Annotated in this window: 16 protein-coding genes; 14 read left to right on the top strand and 2 right to left on the bottom strand. The window is 67.3% G+C overall.

Annotated features, from left to right (window positions below):
* The first annotated feature begins 10 nt into the window (after positions 1–10).
* From G495_RS0103015 to G495_RS21560, 14 genes are all read left to right on the top strand, one after another.
* Positions 11–1171, top strand: a complete 1161-nt coding sequence (locus G495_RS0103015; protein WP_211234123.1) for an agmatine deiminase family protein — start codon at positions 11–13, stop codon at positions 1169–1171.
* Between the two features lie 9 nt (positions 1172–1180).
* On the top strand, positions 1181–2059 hold the full coding sequence (gene aguB / locus G495_RS0103010) for an N-carbamoylputrescine amidase (RefSeq protein WP_028586593.1): 879 nt from the start codon (positions 1181–1183) through the stop codon (positions 2057–2059).
* The gene (locus tag G495_RS17305; protein ID WP_051445009.1) at positions 2056–3627 is read left to right on the top strand and encodes an amidohydrolase; all 1572 of its coding nucleotides are present in this window, start codon (positions 2056–2058) and stop codon (positions 3625–3627) included. The genes aguB and G495_RS17305 overlap by 4 nt, the downstream gene beginning before the upstream one ends.
* A 446-nt stretch (positions 3628–4073) precedes the next feature.
* A complete protein-coding gene (locus G495_RS0103000) occupies positions 4074–4769 on the top strand; it encodes a DUF134 domain-containing protein (RefSeq protein ID WP_028586592.1) in 696 nt (231 codons plus the stop codon).
* Positions 4770–4775: 6 nt separating this feature from the next.
* On the top strand, positions 4776–5648 hold the full coding sequence (locus G495_RS0102995; RefSeq protein ID WP_028586591.1) for an ATP-binding protein: 873 nt from the start codon (positions 4776–4778) through the stop codon (positions 5646–5648).
* Between the two features lie 4 nt (positions 5649–5652).
* Positions 5653–6579 (top strand): ATP-binding protein, encoded by a 927-nt coding sequence (locus tag G495_RS0102990; RefSeq protein WP_028586590.1) that lies wholly within the window; start codon positions 5653–5655, stop codon positions 6577–6579.
* Positions 6580–6583: 4 nt separating this feature from the next.
* Positions 6584–6964 (top strand): NifB/NifX family molybdenum-iron cluster-binding protein, encoded by a 381-nt coding sequence (locus G495_RS0102985; RefSeq protein ID WP_028586589.1) that lies wholly within the window; start codon positions 6584–6586, stop codon positions 6962–6964.
* A 64-nt stretch (positions 6965–7028) separates the two neighbouring features.
* Complete coding sequence (locus G495_RS0102980; RefSeq protein WP_028586588.1) at positions 7029–7283, top strand: FmdB family zinc ribbon protein; 255 nt, start codon at positions 7029–7031, stop codon at positions 7281–7283.
* A 16-nt stretch (positions 7284–7299) separates the two neighbouring features.
* Positions 7300–7683: an ANTAR domain-containing protein gene (locus G495_RS17300; RefSeq protein ID WP_051445008.1), complete on the top strand. Its 384-nt coding sequence runs from the start codon at positions 7300–7302 to the stop codon at positions 7681–7683.
* Positions 7684–7975: 292 nt separating this feature from the next.
* Complete coding sequence (locus tag G495_RS0102970; protein ID WP_028586587.1) at positions 7976–8695, top strand: TetR/AcrR family transcriptional regulator; 720 nt, start codon at positions 7976–7978, stop codon at positions 8693–8695.
* Complete coding sequence (locus tag G495_RS0102965; protein ID WP_028586586.1) at positions 8692–9840, top strand: efflux RND transporter periplasmic adaptor subunit; 1149 nt, start codon at positions 8692–8694, stop codon at positions 9838–9840. Before G495_RS0102970 ends, G495_RS0102965 begins: the two co-directional genes overlap by 4 nt.
* Positions 9837–12899 carry an efflux RND transporter permease subunit gene (locus G495_RS0102960; RefSeq protein WP_051445007.1) on the top strand — a complete coding sequence of 1021 codons (3063 nt, stop codon included), beginning with the start codon at positions 9837–9839 and terminating at the stop codon, positions 12897–12899. The genes G495_RS0102965 and G495_RS0102960 overlap by 4 nt, the downstream gene beginning before the upstream one ends.
* The gene (locus G495_RS0102955; protein ID WP_245588358.1) at positions 12896–13627 is read left to right on the top strand and encodes a cysteine hydrolase family protein; all 732 of its coding nucleotides are present in this window, start codon (positions 12896–12898) and stop codon (positions 13625–13627) included. Before G495_RS0102960 ends, G495_RS0102955 begins: the two co-directional genes overlap by 4 nt.
* A gap of 138 nt (positions 13628–13765) precedes the next feature.
* Positions 13766–13903 carry a hypothetical protein gene (locus tag G495_RS21560; protein ID WP_156939557.1) on the top strand — a complete coding sequence of 46 codons (138 nt, stop codon included), beginning with the start codon at positions 13766–13768 and terminating at the stop codon, positions 13901–13903.
* A gap of 137 nt (positions 13904–14040) precedes the next feature.
* Here G495_RS21560 and G495_RS21555 read toward each other — a convergent pair whose 3' ends face one another.
* Positions 14041–16956, bottom strand: a complete 2916-nt coding sequence (locus G495_RS21555; protein WP_156939556.1) for a UvrD-helicase domain-containing protein — start codon at positions 16954–16956, stop codon at positions 14041–14043.
* Positions 16957–17268: 312 nt separating this feature from the next.
* Positions 17269–17578 (bottom strand): integrase core domain-containing protein (locus G495_RS0102945; RefSeq protein WP_028586583.1); only part of this gene is annotated, 310 nt, incomplete at its 5' end.

The following is a 17578-nucleotide window of genomic DNA, read 5'->3' as shown; positions in this document are numbered from 1 at the left end:
GGAGAAGACTATGCATACCGAAACCGACACCGCCGGGGGCCCGCCGGGCTCCCGGCCCGGCACTCTGCCGGAGCCCGGGGCTGGCCGACCCGGGACCGACTCCGCAGCCTACGGCCACCCGCCGGTGCGCATTCCCGTGCGCGCCCCGGCCAGCGACGGGCTGGCCATGCCCGCCGAATGGGCACCCCACGCGCGCTGCTGGATGGCCTGGCCCTGCCTGGAATCCCTGTGGGGCCAGGGCCTGGGCCGGGCCCGCGAGGCCTACGCCGCCGTGGCCCGCGCCGTGGGCCGCTTCGAGCCCGTGACCATGCTGGCCCGCCCCGAGCACGCCCGCCACGCCGCCTGCCTGTGCGGCTCGGGGGTAGAGGTCATGGAACTGCCCGTGGAGGACGCCTGGACCCGCGACTTCGGCCCGACCTTCGTCACCGACGCCCAGGGCCGCGTGGCGGGCATCTCCTGGCTCTTCAACGCCTGGGGCCACTTCTACACCGAGCGCAGCCACGACACGGACATCGCCCAGCGCATCCTGGAATCGCAGAACATGCGCCGCTACCCCGCGCCGTTCATCCTGGAGGGCGGGTCCATCCATGTGGACGGCCAGGGCACGCTCATCACCACCGAGCAGTGCCTGCTCGACCCCCGGCGCAACGCGGGGCTGACCAAGGCCGACTTCGAGGAACTTTTCGCGGCCTACCTGGGTGTGCGCAAGGTCATCTGGCTGGGCGAGGGCCTGGAGGACGACGACACGCGCGGCCATGTGGACATCGTGTGCTGCTTCACGCGGCCCGGGGCCGTGCTGCTGCACCGCTGCACCGACCCCGAGGACCACAACTCCCGCGTCTACCAGGACAACCTGCGCCGCCTGGAGCTGGCCACCGACGCCGCCGGGCGCCGCCTGGAAATCATCCCCGTGGACCAGCCGCCGCGCGTGGATCACGGCGGCAAGCGCCTGGACCTGTCCTACATCAACTTCTACCTGGCCAACGGCGGGCTGGTCATGTCCAGCTTCGACGCCCCCGAAACCGACGCCCGGGCCCGCGAGACCCTGGCCCGGGCCTTCCCGGGCCGCGAGGTGGTCCAGGTGCCGTCCCTGGACATCTTCCGGGGCGGCGGGGGCATCCACTGCATCACCCAGCAACAGCCGGCAGGGCCGCCCCTGCCGCCCTTCTAGGAGCCGCACATGGCCGAAACCGTGGTCGCCGTCGTGCAGATGGCCTGCACGCAGGACGAGCAGCGCAACCTGGACCGCGCCGGAGAGCTGGTGCGCGAGGCCGCCGGGCGCGGGGCGCAGGTGGTGCTGCTCCCCGAGCTGTTCAGCGGGCCCTACTTCTGCAAGGACCAGGACCCCGTCCACTTCGCCCTGGCCCGCACGCTGCAGGACAGCCCCGCCGTGCGGCGCATGGCCGCCCTGGCCGCCGAGCTGGGTGTGGTGCTGCCCGTGAGCTTCTTCGAGCGCCGGGGCCAGGCCTATTTCAACTCCCTGGCCATGCTCGACGCGGGCGGCGCCCTGCTGGGGGTCTACCGCAAGACGCACATCCCCCAGGGCCCGGGCTACGAGGAGAAGTACTACTTCAGCCCCGGCGACACGGGCTTTCGCGTCTGGCGTACGCGCCACGGCGCCGTGGGCGCGGGTGTCTGCTGGGACCAGTGGTTCCCCGAGTGCGCCCGGGCCATGGCCCTCATGGGCGCGGACCTGCTGCTCTACCCCACGGCCATCGGCTCCGAACCCACGGACCCGGACTGGGACTCGCGCGACCACTGGCGGCGGACCATGCAGGGCCACGCGGCAGCCAACATGACGCCTCTGGCGGCGGCCAACCGCGTGGGCCAGGAGCAGGGCGCGGCCTTCGCCATGACCTTCTACGGCTCGTCCTTCCTGGCCGGGCCCACGGGGGAGCTGGCCGCGCACCTGGAACGCGCCGAAGAAGGCGTGGCCCTGGCGGCCTTCGACTTCGCGGCCATCGCCGCGCGCCGCGCGGGCTGGGGCCTGTTCCGCGACCGCAGGCCCGAGACCTACGGCGCGCTGCTGACCCTGGACGGCGGGGAGGCCGCGTCATGAACGCGGGGGTGCTTTTCGTCAACGCGCGCGTGCATGCCCTGGACGGCGGGGCCACGCCCCATGCGGCCCTGGCCGTACAGGGCGGGCGCGTGCTGGCCCTGGGCAGCGAGGCCGAGCTGGCCCCGCTGCTGGACCAGGGCCTGACCCGGCGCGACATGGGCGGGGCCACGGTGCTGCCGGGGTTCATGGACTGCCACTCGCACATGCTGCTCACGGGCCTGGTCGCCCAGGGGCTGGACCTGGCGGCGGCGCGCAGCCTGGACGACGTGGGCGACCTGGTGGCCGGGGCCTGCGCCGCCCTGCCCCCGGGCGCCTGGCTGCGCGGCTTCCTGCTCGAGGACCAGAACCTGGCCCAGGGCCGCATGCCCGAGGCCCGGGAGCTGGACCGCGTGGCGCCCGGGCGCCCGGTGGTGCTCTTCCACCCCACCCTGCACCGCTGCGCGCTGAGCGGCGCGGCCCTGGCCGCCCTGGGGCTGCTGGACACCCCCCGGGCCGTGCCCGGGCTGGACCTGCGCGGCGGCGCGCCCACGGGCGTGGTCCGCGACCCCGGCATCCTGACCCACGTCTTCCCGGGCGTGCTGCGGGCCATGGCTCGGGCCGAGCTGGAAGCCGCCGCCGCCACCGCCGCGCGCCAGGCCCTGGCCGCCGGGGTGACCCTGGTCCAGTCCATGGAAGGCGGCGAGCTGACCCCGGGCGGCTCACGGCTGCTGCTGGACTGCGCGCCCCGGCTGCCCCTGCCCGTGCTCTGCTGGAACCAGAGCATGGATCTGGCCGAGGTCGAAGCCCTGGGCCTGCCCCGGGTGGGCGGGTGCATCTGCGCCGACGGCGAGCTGGACGCGCGCACCGCCGCCCTGTTCGAGCCCTACTGCGACGACCCGGGCAACGACGGCACCCTGCTCTACAGCCAGCAGACCATGGACGATTTCGTGCTGGCGGCCCACAGCCAGGGCCTCCAGGTGGCCGTGCACTGCGAGTCCGACCGGGCCATCGAGCAGGTGCTGCGGGCCGTGGAGCGCGCCCAGCGCATGGCGCCCCGGGCCGACGCCCGCCACCGCATCGAGCATTTCGAGCTGCCGACCAGGGGCCAGATCGACCGCATGGCCGCCGCCGGCATGGTGGCCTCCATGCAGCCCGCCTTCCTCTCGGAGTTCATCGCCGGGCCCCGGCTGGCGCACATGGTGGAGCTTTTCGGGCCGCACCGCGCCCGGCGCCTGCATCCCTACCGCAGCATCCTGGACGCCGGGGTCTGCGTGTGCGGCGGCTCCGACAGCCCGGTGACGCCCTACGCGCCCCTGCGCGCCGTGGCCGACGCCATGCGCCACCCCTACCCCGAACAGTCGGTCACCCTGGCCGAGGCCCTGGCCATGTTCACCACCCAGGCCGCCCACGCGGTTTTCGCCGAGGCCGAGCGCGGCTGCCTGCGCCCCGGGATGCGCGCGGACCTGACGGTCCTTGGCGCCGACCCCTTCGCCACGGCCCCGGACGCCCTGGAGCACATCGCGGTGCTGGAAACCTGGGTCGGCGGCCAGCGGGCCCACGCAGCCCCGGGGGCCCCGCCCCTGCCCTGAACCCGCCCGCGTCCACACCGCGTCACACCACGCCCCCGGGGCCGCGCCAGCGCGGCCCCGGGCCTTTTCCGGCCCCGCCGCCGCCGCCCACCTGTTTCGCCGCCTTCGCCCTGCCCCTCTGCCCCTGCCTGACCCCGTCCCGCTGCCCGTCTGCGCCCCCTCTGCCCTGCCCCTGCCCCGCCCGCAGCATGCCCTGCCCCAACTCCGGCGCCGCCAGCGCTGCCCCCCTTCTCCACCGCCCTGCCCGGCCTGCCGTTCTCAACCCCGCCCCCGGCGCCACCGCCGCCCGCCACCCGCCGCCGCACCCAACCCCGCGCCACTCCTGTATTTCCCTACATTTCTCTATCGGTTTCGTAGCATACGCAAAAAGTCGTGTTTTTATCAGTGGTTGACACAATGTCGCCCGAGTCCTATCTGCTCATACGAGCAAAACAGGAGGGCCCATCGTGCCACGACCCCGCAAGTGCCGCCGCATCGAGAAGACCCCCCGGGTGGATTTCTACAAGCCGCGCGGCATCCCCCTGCGCGAGCTGGAGGAAGCCCGCCTCAGTGTGGAAGGGCTGGAAGCCCTGCGCCTGGCCGACCTGGAAGGGCTGACCATGGAGCAGGCCGCCGCCGTCATGGAGGTGTCGCGCCACACCTTCGGGCGCGTGCTGGCCCAGGCCCGGACCACCGTGGCCCGGGCCCTGACCACGGGCCAGGCCCTGCGTATCGAGGGCGGCCACTGGGCCGTGAAACCGCAATGCAGAAAAAGCCCCGGGCAGGCGCCCCGGAGCCAGGAGACGACCATGACCAAGATTGCCGTGACCAGCGAGGGCCTGACCCTTGATTCGCTCATCGACCCGCGCTTTGGCCGGGCCGCAGGCTTCATGGTGGTGGACCCCGCCACCTGGGAGTTCCAGTACGTGGACAACGGCGCGTCCCAGGCCATGAGCCAGGGCGCGGGCATCAACGCCGCCGAGGCCATCGCCCGGGCGGGCGCCAGCGCGCTGCTCACGGGCTACGTCGGCCCCAAGGCCTTCGCCGCCCTCAAGGCCGCGGGCATCGCCGTGATCCAGGACATGGGCGACATGACCGTGCGCCAGGCCGTGGAGGCCTTCGCCGCCGGGCGGACCACCACCGCCACCGCCCCCAACCGGTAGGCCGCCATGATCGTGACCATCGCAAGCGGCAAGGGCGGCACGGGCAAGACCACAATCAGCGCGTCCCTGGCGGCGGTCTGGCGCGCGCCCCTGGTGGCCGTGGATCTGGACGTGGAGGAGCCCAACCTGCACCTGTTCCTGAACCCCGAGCAGCAGGGGAGCGAGGACGCGGCCCTGGAGATTCCCGTGGTGGACACCGCGCGCTGCACGCGCTGCGGGGCCTGCGCCGCGCTGTGCCAGTTCAAGGCCATCGCCCTCATGGGCGAGACGCTGCTGACCTTCCCCGAGATGTGCCACGGCTGCGGCGGCTGCATGGCCGTATGCCCCGAGGGCGCCGTGGGCACGGGCCAGCGGGTGCTGGGCGAGGTCGCCTGGGGCCGGGCGCGCGGGGCGCGCTTCCTCATGGGCCGCCTGCGCGTGGGCGAGGCCATGAGCCCGCCGCTCATGCGCCGGGTCAAGGCCCGCCTGGGCGCCATGCTGGCCCAGGAGCCCGCCGACGCGGTGGTGGACGCGCCCCCCGGGGTGAGCTGCCCGGCGGTCAGCGCCGTGATGGACAGCGACTTCGTGGTCCTGGTCACCGAGCCCACGCCCTTCGGGCTGCACGACCTGCGCCTGGCCGTGGAGGCCTTCGCGCCCCTGGGCGCGCCCATGGGCGTGGTGGTCAACCGCGCCGGGGTGGGCGATCTGGCCGTGCAGGAGTTCTGCCGCGCCCGGGCCCTGCCCGTGCTGGCCGAGATTCCCTTCGACCGCGCCGTGGCCGAGGGCTACGCCCGGGGGAAGGTGGTGGCCGACCTGGGGCCCGGGCAGCGCGCCGTGTTCACCGCCCTGCGCGACGCCATCCGCTCGCGCTGCAACCGCACGGAGGCCGCCCATGCGTGACGGCATACGCGAAATCGTCATCATCAGCGGCAAGGGCGGCACGGGCAAGACCTCGGTCACCGGCGCCTTCGCGGCCCTGGCCGCGCGCCGGGGCGACACCGTGACCTGCGACCTGGATGTGGACGCGCCGGACCTGCACCTCCTGCTGGCCCCGCGCCCCGAGCGCGAGGAGGACTTCATCTCCGGCCACGAGGCGCGCATCGCCCCCGCCCTGTGCGTGGGCTGCGGCGTCTGCACCCAGGCCTGCCGCTTCGGGGCCATCCGCGAGGAGGGCGCGGTGTTCGCCGTGGACGCGCTGCGCTGCGAGGGCTGCAAGGTCTGCGTGGCCCTGTGCCCCGCCGGGGCCGTGGAGTTCCCGCCGCGCCACTGCGGGCGCCGCGCCGTGAGCGCCACGCGCTTCGGGCCCATGGTCCACGCCCAGCTCTTCCCGGGGCAGGAAAACTCCGGGCGCTTGGTCAGCCTGCTCAAGACCGAGGCCCGGGCCCTGGCCAAGGAGCGCGGGCTGGGGCTCATCCTGTGCGACGGCGCCCCGGGCATCGGCTGCCCGGTGATCAGCTCGCTGTCGGGGGTGGACCTGGCCGTGGCCGTCACCGAGCCCACGCCCTCGGGCCGCCACGACCTGGAGCGCGTGGCCGAGCTGTGCGCGCACTTCCGGGTGCCCCTGGCCGTGCTGGTCAACAAGGCCGACCTGCACCCCGGGGCCGCTGCGGAGCTGGTCGCCCTGTGCCGCGACCAGGGGCACGCGCCCCTGGGCGAACTGCCCTACGACCCGGCCTTCGTCCAGGCCATGGTCCAGAGCAAGGTGGTCACCGAACTGCCACCCTCGCCGACCTCGGAAATCCTGGCCCAGGCCTGGGAACACGTTTTGCGCCTGGCCGGGCGCCCCGCCCGCCGGGCCCCCCTGCAACCATTCAACGCGCAAGGAGCATAGAACCATGGACAAGACCCTCATCGCCGTGCCCTCCGAGGCCCCCGGCGGCATGGACGCCCCCGTGGGCGCCCACTTCGGGCACTGCGCCCTGTACACCCTGGTCGAAGTGGAAAACGGCGCCGTGGCCGGGGTGCGCACCCTGCCCAACGTACCCCACCAGCAGGGCGGCTGCATGGCCCCGGTGCAGCACCTGGCCGGCAACGGCGTGGGCGTGCTCATCGCCGGGGGCCTGGGCATGCGCCCGCTCATGGGCTTCAACCAGGTGGGCATCCACGTCTTCCACGGCGCGGACGCGCCGAGCGTTGGCCAGGCCGTGGATGCCTTCCTGCGCGGCGCACTGGTCGAGTTCCGCCCCGAGATGACCTGCGGCGGCGGCGCCCACTAGCCGGGCGCGCGGCCCCGCCCCGCCCGCCCGGCGCGGGCGGGGCACAGCGCCCACGGAGGCCCCCATGCCCCTGTACGACATCCAGTGCCGCACCTGCGGCGCGCTGAACGAAGTCATCGCCCCGGGCGACGGCCCCCTGCCGCCCTGTCCGGCCTGCGGCAGCGCGGACACCTTCCGCCAGCTTTCGGCCCCCAGCTCCCTGACGGGCAGGACGCCCAAAAGCCACCCCGGCCCCGGCGACACCGGCTGCTGCGGCTCGACCCCCGGCGCGGCGGGCTGCGCCGGGCCGGGCTCCTGCTGCGGGCGCCCCCGGGGCTGACAAGGAGACGACCACAATGCCCACGACCCAGCCGATACACATCCTGGCCAGCCCGCGCCCCGTGGAGCTGGCGCCCTTCACCGACGAACTGGTCCGCCTGGGCGGGGCGCGGGTCATCCACGCCTCCAGCGCCGCCCGCGCCCTGGAACTGGCCGCCGCCCACGCCCCGGAGCTGGTGGTCATCGACAACAACCTGCCCGGCATGACCGCCCTGGAACTGGCCGGGGCCCTGTTGCACGTCAACGCCATGGTCAATACGGCGCTGGTCAGCACCCTGAGCGCGGAGGATTTCCACGAGGCCAGCGAGGGCCTGGGCATCCTCATGCCCCTGGCCCCCACCCCCGGCCCCGAGGACGCCGCCGCCCTGGTGCGCGCCCTGCGCGCCGTCACCGGGGACTGACCCGACCCCGTTCCGCCTTGGCGGGCCCTGGCCGGAGGCTGCTCCCGGCCAGGGCCCGCGCCCCTGTCCGCCACCACCCGCCCGCACTCCGCCGGGTCGGCATCCTGCGCCCCAGGCCCGCTTGCCCTGCCGCCGCAGCCCCTGCGGGCAGCGCCCGCCCCGTACCCCGCCGCCGCGCTCCGCCGCCGCGTCCACCCGCCCCCCGTGTCCCGCCCGCCGCTTCCCCCGCCCCCTCCCGGGCGGCACAAATTTATTCACTTGACAAAATTTGGTCACGCGATAAACATTCGCCATGTCCGACACGCACTCCACCCCAAAACCGGCCCGCCCCGCCCCCCGCAAACGCGCCGCAACGACCTACGCCAGCAGCGAGAAAACCCGCGCGCGGCTCATCGACGCCGCCGGGCAGCTCGCCGCCGAGGTCGGCTTCGCGCGCCTGACCACGCGCGCCGTGGCCAAACGCGCCGGGGAGGGCATCGGCAGCATCCACTACCACTTCCGCAGCAAGGCGGGGCTGCTGGAAGCCGCGCTGCGCCACGCCCTGGACTGGCCCCGCGGGAAGTACCAGGGCAGGCTCGCCGAGGCCCACGGCGCCGACCTCGACGACCCCCGCGTCCAGGCCCGGGTCGTGCGCGCCATGGTGCGCGGGCACATCGAAGACCTCTTCGACCCCCGACGCCCGGCCTGGCACCAGCGCCTCGTCAACCAGGCCATGCAGCGCGGCAGCGCGCTGTTCGATGTCGTCTGGGAGGCCTTCGCCAGCCACGAGGCCGAGCGCTTCTTCCGCCTGCTGGACCACGCCCGCCCGGGCATGTCCCTGCGCCGCAAGTCCATGGCCTACGCGGCCATGCTCGGGCCCATCCTTTTCCACTGCGACTACGCCCTGCCCATCCACCGCGTCATCGGGCAGGATGGCTACGACCAGGACTATTTCCGTGAATTGGAGGAAATGATCGTGAACCAGACCTTGCACACCCTGGGCATCGCGGCCCGCGAGGCGGAACAGGCATGAGAAGCACCACAACCCTGCTGCTGACCGTATGGGCCCTGGCTGCCGGGCTTCTGGCGGGCTGCTCCGGGCAGCCCGAGGAACAGGCCGCCGCCCAGCCCCGGGCGGTTTCCCTGGCCCGGGCCGAGCGCCTGGGCGACGGGCCCGGGCGCGGCTACCCCGGCGCCGTGCGCGCCGCGCGCCAGGCCGAGCTGGCCCTGCGCGTGGGCGGGCCGCTGGTGGCCGTGCATGTCGCCCCCGGCGACACGGTGCGCAAGGGCCAGCCCCTGCTGCGCATCGACCCGCGCGATTTCGAGGACGCCATCCGCACCCTGGAAGCGCAGCTGGCCGGGGCCCGCGCGGCCCAGCGCAACGCCGGGCTGAACCTGGGGCGCACCGGCCCGCTGCTCGCAAGCGGCGCCGTGGCCCAGGCCGACTACGACAACGCCCAAAGCGCCCACGACACGGCCCGGGCCCAGGCCCAGGCCCTGGAAGCCCAGCTCGCCGCCGCGCGCCACGCCCTGGACGACACGGTGCTGCGCGCGCCCTTCGACGGGCTGGTCACCGCCCGCCACGTGGAAAACCACGAGATGGTGGCCGCCGGGCAGCTGGCCCTGGCCCTGCGCGACATCGCCGAACTGGAAATCGACACCGATGTGCCCGAGACGGACATGGCCCGCATGGCCCCGGGCCGGACGCCGGGAGCCTCCGGGGCCCCCGCTGCACAGGTCGAGTTCCTGGCCCGGCCCGGGCAGCACCATCCGGCGCGGCTCAAGGAATGGAGCGCCGAGCCGGACCCCGCCACCCGGGCCTACCGCGTGACCTTCGCCCTGCCCGCCCCCCAGGGGCTGGCCATCCTGCCGGGCATGACCTGCCAGGTGCTGCTGCCCACGGGGCCGTCGGCCCCGGGCGCCCTGAGCGTTCCGGCCTCGGCCCTGGGCGCCGCCGGGCCCAAAGCCGGGCGCTCTGCCGTCTGGGTCTTCGACCCGCAAACCGCCACGGCCACCCGGCGCGAGGTGCGCACGGGGCAACTGGTCCAGGGCTCGCGGGTGGAGGTTCTGGACGGCCTGGCCGAAGGCGAGCCGGTGGTCGCGGCGGGCGTGGACTTCATCACCGAGGGCATGGCCCTGCGGCCTCTGGGCGACGCGGGCGCGGAGCAGGCGCAATGATGAACCCCGCCGCCTTCGCCCTGCGCAACCGGGTCACCACCACCCTGCTGCTGTGCTTCCTGGCCGTGGCCGGAATCCTTGCCTACCAGGGTCTGGGCAAGCTCGAATACCCGTCCTTCACCATCAAGACCGCCCTGGTGACCACCCTCTACCCCGGCGCCAGCCCGCTGGAGGTGGAGCAGCAGGTCACCGACGCTCTGGAGGAGGCCGTCCAGGCCATGGAGCAGATCAAGGAGATCCGCTCCAGCTCCCAGGCCGGGGTGTCCTACATCTATGTGGACATCCTGGACGCCATCCCCTCCGGGGAGTTGCCCCAGGTCTGGGACGAACTGCGCCGCCGGATCGGCGACGCCCAGGCCGACCTGCCCCCCGGGGCCGGGCCGTCCATGATCAACGACGACTTCGGCGACGTATACGGGGTGTTCTTCGCCCTTACCGGCGAGGGCTACTCCCCGGCCCAGCTCAAGGCCTACGCCCAGGTCCTGAAGAAGGAACTGCTGCTGTGCCGCGACGTGGCGCGCATCGAGTTCTGGGGCCTGCAACAGGAGGTCGTGTACCTGGAGATGCACCGCGCGCGCATGGCGCAGCTGGGCATCCCCCCCGGGCAGCTCTACGCCGCCCTGCAGGGCCGCAACGCCGTGGCCGCCAGCGGCCGCGCCGAGGTGGACGGCCACTGGCTGCGCATCGCCCCGGACGGTGCCGTGGCCTCCGAGCAGGACATCGGCGACCTGCTCATCGGCGGGGCCTCGGGCATGGTCCGGCTGCGCGATGTGGCCGACGTCCACCGGGGCTACCAGGAGCCGCCCGCCAGCGTCATGCTCCAGGACGGGCACCCGGCCATCGGTATCGGCATCTCCACCCTGGACGGCGGCAACGTGGTGGCCATGGGCGAGGCCATCCGCCAGCGCCTGGCCGAGCTGGAGCCCCAGCGGCCCGCAGGCATGGAGCTGCACCCCATCTTCTACCAGAGCGAGGTGGTCACCGAGGCGGTGGACGCGTTCCTGGTCAACCTCGCCGAGGCCGTGGTCATCGTGGTCGTGCTGCTCATGCTCTTCATGGGCTGGCAGAGCGGCCTGCTCATCGGCGCCGTGCTGCTGCTGACCATCCTGGGCACCCTGGCGGGCATGGCCGTCCTTAACATCGACCTGCACAAGGTCTCGCTGGGGGCGCTGATCCTGGCCCTGGGCATGCTGGTGGACAACGCCATCGTGGTGGCCGACGGCATCCTGGTGCGCGTGCAGCGCGGCATGGACCGCGAGCAGGCCGCCAAAGACGTGGTGGCCGCCACGCAGCTGCCGCTGCTGGGCGCCACGGCGGTGGCCGTGCTGGCCTTCACGGCCATCGGCTTCTCGCCGGGCAACGTGGGCGAGTTCTGCCGCAGCCTGTTCCAGGTCATGGCCCTGTCCCTGGGCCTGAGCTGGGTGCTGGCGGTGACGGCCACGCCGCTGTTCTGCGTCTGGTTCCTCAAGGTGCCCGGGACTGGGGCGGAGGGCGACCCCTACGCCAAACCGTTCTTCCGGCTCTACAGGCGCTTCCTGGAAGGCGCCCTGCGCCTGCGCATTCCGGCCATGGGCCTGGTCCTGGCGCTGCTGGGCGCGGCTTTCGCGGGCATGGGGCTGGTGCCCCAGTCCTTCTTCCCCGACTCCACCCAGCGCCTGTTCATGGTCAACTACTGGAAGCCCCAGGGCACGCATATCGACAACACCCTGGCCGACCTGGAGGCCATCCAGCAGGCCGTGGGCGCCATGGAGGGCGTGCAGGGCGTGACGGCCCTGGCGGGCCAGGGGGCCCTGCGCTTCATGCTCACCTACAACGTGGAGAAGCCCAACACCGCCTTCGGCCAGCTTCTGGTGCGCGTGGACGACTACCACCGCATCGACGGCCTGATCCGGCGCATCGAGGAGCACATCGCTACCCACCACCCCGACGCCGAGCCCTACAGCATGAAAGTGGCCACCGGCCCTGCGGTGGACATGAAGGTGGAGGCCAGGTTCCGCGGGCCGGACTTCGACGTGCTGCGCGACCTGGCCCGCCAGGCCGAGGCGGCGATGCGCGCCGCGCCAAGCGCCCGCGACGTACGCACCGACTGGCGCCAGGAGGTGCGCGTGGTCCGGCCCCGCTTCGCCGAGGCCCAGGCCCGCCGCGCCGCCGTGACGCGCCAGGAGCTGGCCCAGGCCCTGCAATGGAACTTCAACGGCCAGACCGTGGACGTCTACCGCGAGGGCGACGAGCTGCTGCCGATCATCGCCCGGGCCCCGGCCAGCGAGCGCGCGGCCATCGACGCCCTGGGCGACGTCCAGGTCTTCAGCGCGGCCAGCGCCCGCTTCGTGCCCATCGGCCAGGTGGCCCAGGGCACGGACCTGGCCTGGGAGCAGGCGCTCATCGAGCGCACGAACCGCCAGCGCGTCGTCACCGTGCGCTGCAACCCCGCCCGGGGCCTGGCCGAGCCCCTGCGCCAGGAGCTGCGCCCGGCCCTGGAGGCCATCGCCCTGCCCCCGGGCTACACCCTGACCTGGGTCGGGGAATACGAGGAATCCGCCGAGGCCCAGGCGGGCATCTACGCCATCTTCCCCTGGTGCCTGGCGGGCATGTTCCTCATCACCGTGGCCCTGTTCAACTCCCTGCGCCGCGCGGCCATCATCTTCCTGGTGCTGCCCCTGGCCCTGGTGGGCGTGGCGGGGGCGCTGCTGGCCACGGGGCTGTCCTTCGGGTTCATGTCCATTCTGGGCTTCCTGGGCCTGTCGGGCATGCTCATCAAGAACGCCATCGTGCTCATCGACGAGGTGGAGGCCAACCGCCAGGCCGGGGCGCCCTGCCTGCGGGCAGTGCTCGACGCCGGGGTCTCGCGCCTGCGCCCGGTGGTCATGGCCGCCGGGACGACCATCCTGGGCATGATCCCGCTGCTCACCGACCCGCTGTTCGCCGCCATGGCCGCGACCATCATGGGCGGCCTGTTCGCGGCCACGTTCCTGACCCTGATCCTGGTGCCCGTGCTCTACACCCTGTTCTTCCGCACCTGCCCCTACGAGGAGCAGGGCCCCGGGGAGGCCACGCCATGAGCGAACGCATGAAGAGAGCAGGAACCGCGCCCGGGGCGCAGGGCGAGGAACGGGGCGCGGCGAAGGGCGCGGAGCGAGGCGCGGGGAGGGATGCGGAACGAAGTGAGGCGCAGGACGCGGCCCAGCCCAAGGGCCAGGACGAGGGGCAAGCCGGGGCGCAGGCCGTGGCCCTGCTGATCATCGACATGCAGGAGGACTTCGCGCTGCCCACGGGGCCGCTCTTCGTGCCCGGAGCCCCGGCCACGGTGCCCGCCCTGGCCCGGCTGCTGGCCCTGGGGCGCGCCCGGGGCTGGGCCGTCTTCCATGTGCTGCGCGAGCACGCGCCGGACGGCAGCGACGCCGAGATCACCCGGCGCGGGCTGTTCACGGGCGGCGGGGGCTTCTGCCTGCCGGGCACGCCCGGGGCGCGCATCGTCGAGCCCCTGCGCCCCCTGCCCGGCGAGACTTGCGTGGTCAAGAAGCGCTTCAGCGCCTTCTTCGGCACGGACCTGCACGCCCGCCTGACGGCCCTGGGCGTGGGCACGGTGGTCCTGGGCGGCACGCAGTACCCCAACTGCATCCGCGCCACGGCCACCGACGCCCTGGCCCGGGACTACCGCGTCATCGTGGTCACCGACTGCTGCTCGGCAGCCACCCAGGCCGTGGCCGAGGCCAACGTGGCCGACCTGCGCGCCATGGGCCTGACCTGCGTGCCCCTGGCCGAGCTGCCCGCCGCGCTGGAGGGGTAGATCGCGAGCGGCGGGGGCGAAAGCTCCACCGCCCGTTCTCCTCGGCACACAAGCACTGCCCCCCGGAGCAGCACCCACGCGCACGGATTGCGGACGACCTGCTGCCCGGGGCTCGTCCTGCGGGAGCATCCCAAGGACATGAGCGGGCATCCCTGCAAGGCATTGGGCTGCCACAGCCGCCGTACCCTCAGACGGCTGCCCACGGCCACTCTGCCTGTGACGGCGGAGCCCAAGCCGACGAAAGGCAAGGAAAAGGCGACCACCAAGGCCGCCTGATAATCACTCCGCCAGGGGCGGCGGTGTCAGGGGAATACTATCCCTGTACATACTATCTCTGTACAGGCAGACTTTCGTTTATTAGTTATGCCATTTTGATATAAAAATCATCGAGCACTTTATTTGCCCTGTTTATTTCACTCGAGACGATTGATAAACTTACCATCCCGTATGTAGTAGTGGCAAACCAAATCATTTCTATCGTTATGTACAAGCAGTTCAACGTCATTTGCTGTTCTAGTCCAAGGTTCATTAGTTATATTTTCAACTGAATACTCTACTTCCTGCAAAATTTTGACCCAGTGAGAATTATTTTTGTCATATTTAAAGTTGTAACCATATGCGCGAAGCATATCACTTATCATTCTGGTTGGATACGATGAGCCAGTTCCATTGTACACAGAGACAATGTAGCTTGTTTCACCGTGGACAGGAAGGTGCTCAAACCTAGACCAATTTATGCTGCGAAAGTCTGAATACCCTTTAAAGAAACCGAAAAATGGTGAATACTTTTGGGATTCAGAGAAAATATATACATGACTTTTTGCTCTTGTTAAAGCAACATAGAACAGTCGTCTTTCTTCCTCTAGTATTCCATCAATACTTTCACCGAGTATTCTAGAAAAAAACCAGTCTCGATGCACAAGTGGAAATCTGCGCAGGTTTGCATCGACAATAATTGTGACGTCGCTCTCAAGCCCCTTATATTTATGTACGGTTGACGTGTTTATATTCCCTTTCAATTGATCAGGAAAAAAGCTACGTAACACCCCAACATATGAATTAACCTCATTGGGTCTTCCGTACTGCTTGTTCCCGTGTACGCACCAAGGGATGAAATTCGTGCGGGACAAAATCGATATTTCACTGCTTTCAATATGACTATTGATGATCCTCAGCAAGGCAGGAGTGACAACATCACCAGGATGTCTAGACTCTTCAATTGGATTGGGAGAAAAGAGGCTTAGGTCACAAAATAACGCTGTGCCTTTTTCGCTACTTGCACATAGGGCAGGCTTTCCAAACCCTTTCATCAGCCTGTTTCCAAGCTCTACGACAACCTCGCAAGACCTGTAGTTTGAAGAAATGTCGATGGTTTTCCCATTCGGGAAGAACTCTCTAAATTCCCTATAAAATCGTAGGTCTGAACCGGCGAAAGAGTTAATGGCCTGCCAATCATCTCCGACACAGAAACACTCTACCGAAGTGTTTACTGTTTTGATAGCGCGGATAAGATTAAGAAAAAGCTCCGAAAAGTCTTGGTACTCGTCGATAAAAATATACTTCAGGTCTTTGAGGTTGCCTGCTGATTGCTTACGCTCAAACGCTGTCTGGTTGTCCTTTATCATCGCCGCAGCACGAAGCAGAAGGCCATCAAAATCTTCCTCTCCAGTGCTTTCGAGTCGTTCTAGGTAGGCACGATAGATTGGGATAGCAAGATAAACAAAATTCTTCTCAACGGTGGTCTTAAATGAAAAAGAATTGCACTTAATGTGTAGTTCATCCGGCGAGATGTCGCCCTTTCTACACCGACCGATGAATGCACGCATTGTTCTGGTAAAACTGTCAACAGCACGTTTCTTAACCCTTTGCCAAATCGTATCTTCAGGTAGTCTTTCGCATTTATATCCAATTTTAAGTAAGCATGGATTTAGTATGGATTCAATATCGCTGTAATCTGCCTCCTTGATGTCTTTTGGGTAAACTTCTACCAGGGTCCAACCGTCTTTGGATGCCCAGTATTGGCGCTTTTGTCTTATCTGTTCATCATAGTCAGGATCGCCCTTCATCCCAAAGTATTCGATGATCAATCCTGAGTCCTCTGTGCTGAAAACAGTGAAATCAGGGCGATAATTAATTCCACCCCACCAGTGATTCCGTTCGTATTTGTACTGAACATCGTGCTCAAAGAGATAGTCGGCGATTAGCTTCTCACCGTATGACTTTACCTCCTCATTGTTGAGCGTCAGCCTTTGTAGTGATTGTCTGTAAATCTTAAATTGTTCGCCACTTAGCTCATAACCACCTCTGACAATCCTCTCCCAATCACCCTTAAAATGGGATAGCATGGTGCTTCTAATTCGTTGCAGAAATTGTTCATCACGAAGGCAATCGTCAATCACATCTTGAAATACCCGGCTAAGGCCTTCGCCTTGATTTCCAGGACCGTCAAAGAGGAGATTTTCTTCAGGGTGAACTATTGAGTAAGCAAGAGCGTGAAATGTCATGATATGTGGGATTAACTCTCCAAGATGAGACTTCATCCTTGTCTCAATTTCATTTGCTGCCTTCTTATTAAACGCAACTAGTAATATTTCATTTGGAGGTATCTTGCAGTGCTTCTGAAGGAATAATGCCCTGCTTACAACAGTAAGTGTTTTTCCACTTCCAGCTCTCGCCACAACTTGGACGTCGCAACCAGCCTGCCCAACGGCTAAAGATTGTTGACTATCGAGCTTTACACCAGTTTCTTTTTTTACCCATTGCTGCACAAAATGTACGATGATCTTATTGGCCTCATCGTCAGAGACAACATTACTGTCCTTTTCCGCCAGAAAAGAAATTGCGGAAATATAGTCGTCTTGGAGAAGATGGCTAAACTGCCTGAGCCATTTCATCTTTTTTGCTTTAATGATTTTTCTGGCTTCTTCTTCGCTCCTTTCCCGTTCTGCACGCTCCATTTCTTCTTGTTCTTGCTTTAAACGAGCCTCTTTCTCTTTCTGCTCCTTTATACGACGTTCTTCTTTTACCTTTTTTTCCTTTGCTGCCTTTTCTCGTGCTTTTAGCTCTTTATCCCTCGCTTCTTTCTCAGTCTCCTGCCATTCATCAGAGAGCCTGAGAAGAACTAACTCGGGGAGACTATTCCATTCGTTATCTGTCAGTTCATTTTTAATTTTTTGAAGTAATTCTCGTTCATGGGGAGTCCCGATTGAAATGTCGGCAACAAAGCCAGGAATCAACTCTTCCAGGTAGTACTTTTCGTGCTTGTCCCAAAAGTTGAGCCCGTGTACGAACTCGTCAACAAGTTCCTGGATATTTTTATCTTTCTTCACTGTGTATGCGTGTACCGCGCCCGGTTTTTTGGACACAGGTTTGTGAAATCGTGAAAAACCCGATACCCTTGTAGGCGGACAAGCTTAGTAATTTTTTGTGGCATATGCGTCTCTAGCTTCCAAGTATTTGCATCCTGATTAATGCGGAAATACGAGGACGTCAAACGAAGGCTATTAATTTCGGAGTCTCTTTGAGGTGACAGGGCATCGGCCTAATCCATTGAGTTTTATTTTGCCATTGTATCACAATACCGATCATACCCGACACGTCCTGTAGCGGTCTACAGTTTTTTGGACACTCATTTGCGCTAATCAGGCCGCTATTGACACCGGGGCGGTCTGCTCCTTTCTGACCTGGGCCGGGGTCTTGTACCCGTGTCGGCCAACGATCCATTCCCGATTGTAGGTTTCCTTGAATTCCAGCAGGGCCAGTCTCAGTTCTTCAACCGTGTCGAAGTGCCTGACCCAGAGCAGGTTTTCCTTGAGGGTGCGCACGAAGCGCTCCGCGATCCCGTTGCCCTGCGGCTCACGCACATAGGACGGAGAACTCTTGATGCCCAGGAAGGCGATTTCGTCCTGGAATACGTCCGAAACATACTGGCTGCCGTGGTCATGCCGTAGC

It is taken from the genome of Desulfocurvus vexinensis DSM 17965 (assembly GCF_000519125.1).
Classification (GTDB): domain Bacteria; phylum Desulfobacterota; class Desulfovibrionia; order Desulfovibrionales; family Desulfovibrionaceae; genus Desulfocurvus; species Desulfocurvus vexinensis.
Note: the sequence above shows the minus strand (reverse complement) of the source record. Positions and strands in the feature narration are given on the sequence as shown.